This window comes from Mesorhizobium sp. WSM4807, from assembly GCF_055811615.1.
This window is the reverse complement of record NZ_JBVVQY010000004.1, coordinates 212,525-218,524: the sequence shown is the minus strand read 5'-3', so window position 1 is coordinate 218,524 and position 6,000 is coordinate 212,525. Positions and strand designations below refer to the sequence as shown.

At 62.9% G+C, this 6,000-nt stretch carries 5 protein-coding genes; 3 read left to right on the top strand and 2 right to left on the bottom strand.

Annotation, left to right across the window (positions count from 1 at the left end; all coding sequences use genetic code 11):
• Window positions 1-142: 142 nt before the first annotated feature.
• Window positions 143-1,807 (bottom strand): ABC transporter substrate-binding protein, encoded by a 1,665-nt coding sequence (locus tag AC0L3N_RS07150; RefSeq protein WP_473546647.1) that lies wholly within the window; start codon window positions 1,805-1,807, stop codon window positions 143-145.
• Window positions 1,808-2,101: 294 nt separating this feature from the next.
• Here AC0L3N_RS07150 and AC0L3N_RS07145 point away from each other — a divergent pair, with 294 nt between their 5' ends.
• The 3 genes from AC0L3N_RS07145 (at window position 2,102) to rbsK (ending at window position 4,643) form a co-directional block, all read left to right on the top strand.
• On the top strand, window positions 2,102-3,160 hold the full coding sequence (locus tag AC0L3N_RS07145; RefSeq protein ID WP_123150056.1) for an ABC transporter ATP-binding protein: 1,059 nt from the start codon (window positions 2,102-2,104) through the stop codon (window positions 3,158-3,160).
• Window positions 3,161-3,259: 99 nt separating this feature from the next.
• Window positions 3,260-3,712 carry an RbsD/FucU family protein gene (locus AC0L3N_RS07140; protein ID WP_473488889.1) on the top strand — a complete coding sequence of 151 codons (453 nt, stop codon included), beginning with the start codon at window positions 3,260-3,262 and terminating at the stop codon, window positions 3,710-3,712.
• A gap of 4 nt (window positions 3,713-3,716) precedes the next feature.
• Entirely contained in the window at window positions 3,717-4,643 is a 927-nt protein-coding gene (gene rbsK / locus AC0L3N_RS07135; RefSeq protein WP_473546645.1) for a ribokinase, read from the top strand.
• A gap of 310 nt (window positions 4,644-4,953) precedes the next feature.
• Here rbsK and AC0L3N_RS07130 read toward each other — a convergent pair whose 3' ends face one another.
• Window positions 4,954-5,739, bottom strand: a complete 786-nt coding sequence (locus AC0L3N_RS07130) for an ion transporter (RefSeq protein WP_473546643.1) — start codon at window positions 5,737-5,739, stop codon at window positions 4,954-4,956.
• Between the last annotated feature and the right edge of the window lie 261 nt (window positions 5,740-6,000).

Genomic DNA, 6,000 nt, shown 5'->3' with positions numbered 1-6,000 from the left:
GTCGGCGGCCCTCGTTTTGGGGCCAACTGTGTGGTCTCCCGCGTTGGTGGCCGTTTCACTCTGTTTTTTTTCGCCGGGGGGGGGGTTGGGGGGGGGGGGGGGGGTGTGGGGGGCCCCGCCCCACGGTTCCTAGAATCTCAGCCTACATGCCAAGCGAGGCCTTGTAGAGCTTGATCTGGTTTTCGCGGCCGATCTGGTCGGTCAGCTTCTCCCAGGCGGCCGCAATGGCGTCGGCGCCTTCCTGCGCCGTCATCTTGCCGGCAAATGTGTTGGCCAGGATGTCCTCGGCGGCACTGTAATATTGGAAGATGCCGGGGATGCGCGGCTCGATCGCGGCGTTCGGATGGTTGTAGCTGTCGGCCTCCGACTTCAGATACGAGGTGATGAAAGCCTCGTCGTAACCGGCCGCCACCCATTCCGGAATGTCGAAATGGGAGTTGCGGTAGGGCTGGAATCCGGACGGATATGCCGCGCACCAGAGAGACAGGTCCTTGCCGCCGAGATGGGCCGCGGCCGACCATGCCGCCTTCTTCTTCTTTTCGTCGCTGTCGACCCGGGCCATGACGTAGACGCCCCAGCCGAGATAGGCGCAGTTCGGCGCATGGTTCGGGCCGCTGGCCAGCTTGTCCCACTGGCCGGTCTTGGAATTATAGACGTCGTCCGAGCCTGGCAGGATCGAGAAGCCGGTGACGTCGCCTACGACCGAACTGTCGTTGGTCTTGACGTTGGAGCCGACGTCGCCCCACCAGGTGACCATCGAACCGGTGCCGGCCAGGAATTGCTGGAAGGCGGTGGTATTCGGGTCGGCGTTGATCTGGTCGGCGGGCTCGGAAGGCAGTGCGTCGATCACGTCCTGGATCGCCCGCACCCAGGCCGGATTGTTGATGCGCGGCTTCATCGTATCGGCATCGAACAGCCAAGCCTTGTCGTCAGGATGCTTGGCATAGGCGCTGGCGCGGCTGCCGAGGAAGTAGAAGCCGAAGCCGCCCCACGCCTTGGGCGCGTCGAGATAGCCGAAGACATCCTGGCCCTGGAACTGCTTGCCCTTGAGGAACTTGGTCACCGCCTGCACCTGCTGCCAGGTCTTCGGCACGCCCCATTCGCCCCCGCCGCCGCCTTCCTGCCACGCCTTGGCGAGGTCGGCATCGGCAAACACGTCGGTGCGGTAGTTGAAGTTGTGCGCGTCGCCGTCGACGGTCACGCGGTATTGCTTGCCGTCCCAGGTGCCGACCGGTGGCTGCAGATAGGCCACGACGTCCTTCATGTCGATCTGGTCCTTGACCCAGTCCGGCATTTCGGAAGTGAGACCCTTGCCGCAGACGTCGCCTTCGAACGGCGCGCCCATCTCGATGATGTCGAAATCGACGGTGCCGGTGGCAATCGACTGCTGCAGCCGGGCGTTGTAGTCCGCCTGCGCCAGGTCGATCCAGTTGATCTTGGCGCCGGTATAGGTCTCCCACGGCTTCAAGAAGCCGCGAAACAGCACATTGTGCAGGTTCTGGTTGTTGAGCCCCATGAAGGTGAGCTGGACGCCGGCGAATTCGCCTTCCTTGACGCTGGCCTTGGTCGCCTCCAGGCAGAGCTCGCCGACCTGTTGGAAGTCGGCATCGGTCGGCTGGCCCTTACCGACACCGGGGATCTGCAGGATCTGCGCGCGCAGCTCACCTGCGGCGGAAGCAGGGCGCGTCAGTGCACCAAGCCCGGCGCCGGATACCGCTGCGATCGCGGCCATGCTGGCCGCGCCCTTGAGGACATCGCGGCGAGTGGCTCCCGCGCGCATAAACTGGTTGTAAAGGCTGACTTTCATTTCGTTCCTCCCAGAATCTAAATGGTGATTGTTTCGGGTGTATGGAGCGCTGGACGTGTTCCCCAACAACAGCGACTCCTGGAAATAGGGCCCAATTTTTCCTCCCGCGACACTTCGATTTCCGTAGTCCGAACTAGTGTGCCGGCGCGCCCGGAACAGGGTCAAAACCCGAGCCCTTTCACTATTCTCACAACCAAGTGCCGTGTCAACGAGGATGGGGTTTTTTATCTATAAAAGACTGACTTGCCCTAGCCGTTTGCGTTGTTTAGCTTCACCGCAACGAAAGGGGGGCCGATGGCTCAAGTCGCGATCAGCAATGTGGCCAAGGCGTTCGGAACCGTCAAGGTCCTGCACGATGTCAGCGTCGACATCGCCGACGGGCAGTTCGTGGTGCTGGTTGGCCCTTCGGGGTGCGGCAAGTCCACGCTGCTCAGGATGGTGGCCGGGCTGGAGACCGTTTCCGGCGGCACGATCGCCATCGGCGATCGTGTCGTCAATCATCTGCCGCCGGCCAAGCGCGACATCGCCATGGTGTTCCAGAACTACGCGCTCTATCCGCACAAGACGGTCGAGCAGAACATGGCCTTTGCGCTGAAGCTGCGGAAGACCGATCCGGCTGATGTCGCCGAGCGGGTCAAGCGCGCCGCCGATATCCTCGACCTCAATCCCTATCTCAAGCGCTATCCGCGCCAGCTCTCGGGCGGCCAGCGCCAGCGCGTCGCCATGGGCCGCGCCATCGTGCGCAACCCGCAGGTGTTCCTGTTCGACGAGCCACTGTCTAACCTCGACGCAAAGCTGCGCGTCCAGATGCGCACCGAGATCAAGGAACTGCACCAGCGGCTGAAGACCACCACCATCTATGTCACGCACGACCAGATCGAGGCCATGACCATGGCCGACAAGATCGTGGTGATGCGCGACGGCCGCATCGAGCAGGTCGGCGCGCCGCTGGAACTGTTCGACCGGCCGGCCAATCTGTTCGTCGCCGGCTTCATCGGCTCGCCGTCGATGAACCTGCTCAAGGGCGTGGTGCGCAAGGGCGACAAGCCTGTCGTCGAGATCGCCGGGACGCCGTTTCCAATTGCTGCGAACAGCGCCGTGGAGGATGGGCGCAAGGTGGTCTACGGCGTACGGCCCGAGCATCTCGAAATCCACCCCGACGGCGTGCCGGCGAAGATTTCCGTCGTCGAGCCGACCGGTTCCGAAACGCTGGTCTTCTTGCGCTTCGGCGAGGGCGAGATGGTGGCGCTGTTCCGTGAGCGCCACGATTTCAAGCCGGGCGACACGCTGCATCTGAAACCCCGGCTCGACCAGGTCCATCTCTTCGACTCAGAGACCGGCCGTCGTCTTTAACACTTTGAATTTGCGCATGATCTTATCCGAAAACCGCGAACACTTTTCGGGATCATGCGCCAGGCTTCGCATCAAAAAAAGCCCGTTCGGGAGGGAACTATGCTCAAAGGGATCAATCCGCTGCTCAATGCCGACGTGCTCCAGGCGCTGCGTGCGATGGGCCATGGCGACGATTTGATCATCGCCGACACCAACTTCCCCTCCGATTCGGTGGCGCGCCAGACCGTGCTCGGCCGGCTGCTGCGTATCGATGCGCCGGCCGCGGACGTGGTCAAGGCGGTGCTGTCGCTCTATCCGCTGGACAATTTCGTCGACGACGCGGCCGCCCGCATGGAGATCGTCGGCAAGCCGGACGAGATTCCCGCAGTGCAGACGGAAGTGCAAAGAGAGATCGACGCGGCGGAGGGCAAGGGCTGGCCGATGATCCCGGTCGAGCGCTACGCCTTCTACGAACGTGCCAAGAAAGCCTATTGCGTCATCCAGACCGGCGAGCGCCGCTTCTATGGCTGTTTCGCCTTCCGCAAGGGCGTCGTGCCGCCGGATGCGGAGTAGCAGGATGCCAGGCAAGCCTGTCGTCATATTGGGGGTCTTCGTCGCCGACACCGCTTACCGCGCCGCGCGCCAGCCGCGCATGGGCGAGACGCTCCTTGGCACATCCTTCACGCTTGGCCCGGGCGGCAAGGGCTCCAACCAGGCGGTTGCGGCCGGCCGTCTCGGTGCCGACATCACCTTCCTGACGCGCCTCGGCGTCGATCCCTTTGCCGACATGGCCAGGCAAACCTGGGCGCAGGCCGACGTGAAGAGCGCCGTCATCGACACGCCGGAAAGCTACACGGGTGCGGCTTATATCTTCGTCGAGGAGACGACCGGCAACAACGCCATCATCGTCAGCCCGGGTGCGGCCATGCTGATTTCGCCCGACGACATCGAGGCTAACGCCGGCCTGATCCGCTCGGCCGGCGTCTTCGTCACCCAGCTCGAACAGCCGATCGAGGCGGCGCTGCGGGCGCTGGAGATCGCGCGCGGGGCAGGGGTGACGACCATCCTCAATCCGGCGCCCGCGGCAAGCCTGCCCGAGCGCATCTACACGCTCTGCGACTATGTCACGCCCAATGAGACCGAGGCAGAGGAACTGACCGGCATCAAGGTGTCCTCCATCGACGACGCCCGCCGCGCCGCCGACGGTCTGCTCCAGAAGGGCGTCGGCGCCGTTATCGTGACGCTCGGTGAAAATGGCGCGCTGTTGCACACGGCCAGCCGCTCCGACCATGTCGGCGCGATCAATGCCGGCCCTGTGGTCGAGACCACCGGAGCAGGCGACGCCTTCAATGGCGGCCTGGCCGCAGCACTTGCGAGAGGGGTGGAGCCGCTGCAAGCGGTCCGCTTCGCCTGCGCCGTCGCCGGCATCTCGGTCACCCGGCCCGGCACGGCGCCGTCGATGCCGACGCTGCAGGAGGTCGAGGCATTGCCCGCCAAGGGGTGAGGCCGCGCAGCCTCGCCGGCGCTCTCGACTTTAGTCCGTTCCGACCACGGTGACATATTAGTCACAGTTAATGTAAATCGGAAAACCCATCTTGCGTCATTGGCAGAGGTGTCCCGTAATGGGTCACTGGGTCTGGCGCCGCAATTGCACGGTCAGCGATGCCGGGGGGCAATCTTGACCTGGCAAGGGGGGGTGATTGGGGGGCCCCGCCGCTTCGCAAATGGAGCGGCGGGGTCTTTCACGGCACCACACCATCACAAGCCGCCGACGGATAGGAATGGCTGTGTTTTGCAATGCTCGCGGAGGCGATCTAGCCGTGAACGCCAGACAATTCGCGGACCTCTGCCCGCAGCGCCCGTAACTCCGCGAGGATGATGGCCTGATCGCTGTGCAGCGTTGCCCTGTCGGCCGATTCTACGGCCTCATGCTCGGCCTCCATCGCCGAAACAATCACGCCGATGAACAGATTGAGCACGGTGAACGAGGTCGCGATGATGAATGGGATGAAGAACAGCCAGGCGGTCGGATAGACCTCCATGACCGGACGCACCACGCCGTCCGACCAGCCTTCGAGAGTCATAACCTGGAAAAGCGTGAAGAGCGATTCCGGTATGCCGCCGAACAGTTCGGGAAAGGACGAGCCGTAGAGCTTCGTCGCCATCACCGCAAAGACGTAGAACACCAGCCCGAGCAACAGCATGATCGAGCCCATGCCGGGCAAGGCGGTGATGAAGCCGGTGACGACACGGCGCAGCGACGGAACGATGCTGATCAGGCGCAGGACCCGCAGGATGCGCAGCGCCCTTAACACGGAGAGCGAACCGGTCGCGGGGATAAGCGCGAAACCGACGACCAAGAGGTCGAAGATGCGCCATGGATCGCGGAAGAAATGCGTTCTGTAGACGACCACCCGGATCGCGAGTTCGAGCACGAAGACGCCGAGGATCGCGCGGTCGATGGCCGTTAGAAGCGGACCAAAAACAGCAATCGCATCGGGCGAGGTTTCGAGGCCGAGCGTGACGGCGTTGATCAGGATCAGGACCATGATCGTGAGGTCGAAATGGCGCGATTCGATGAGCGATTTCAGGGCGTCCAAGGCTTCTTCTCCGTTAGAGCATCGGACCCAATGTGGGAACCGGGTTCGGGAAAATCCAATGCTCAAACGCATATGACAGGCTTGGAACGCAACAAATACAAAAAGTTGAAACTCTCAGGAATCCGAAAGTCGAAACTTTTTGTATTAAGGAACCAAGGCCATCCGCGACCTCCAGCGTGACAGGCCCCGGTCGGAAAATGGCCTCTGGCCCGCTGTCAAAGCTAATCACTGCTCTATGTCGCTGTAGGGACTGCGCGAAGG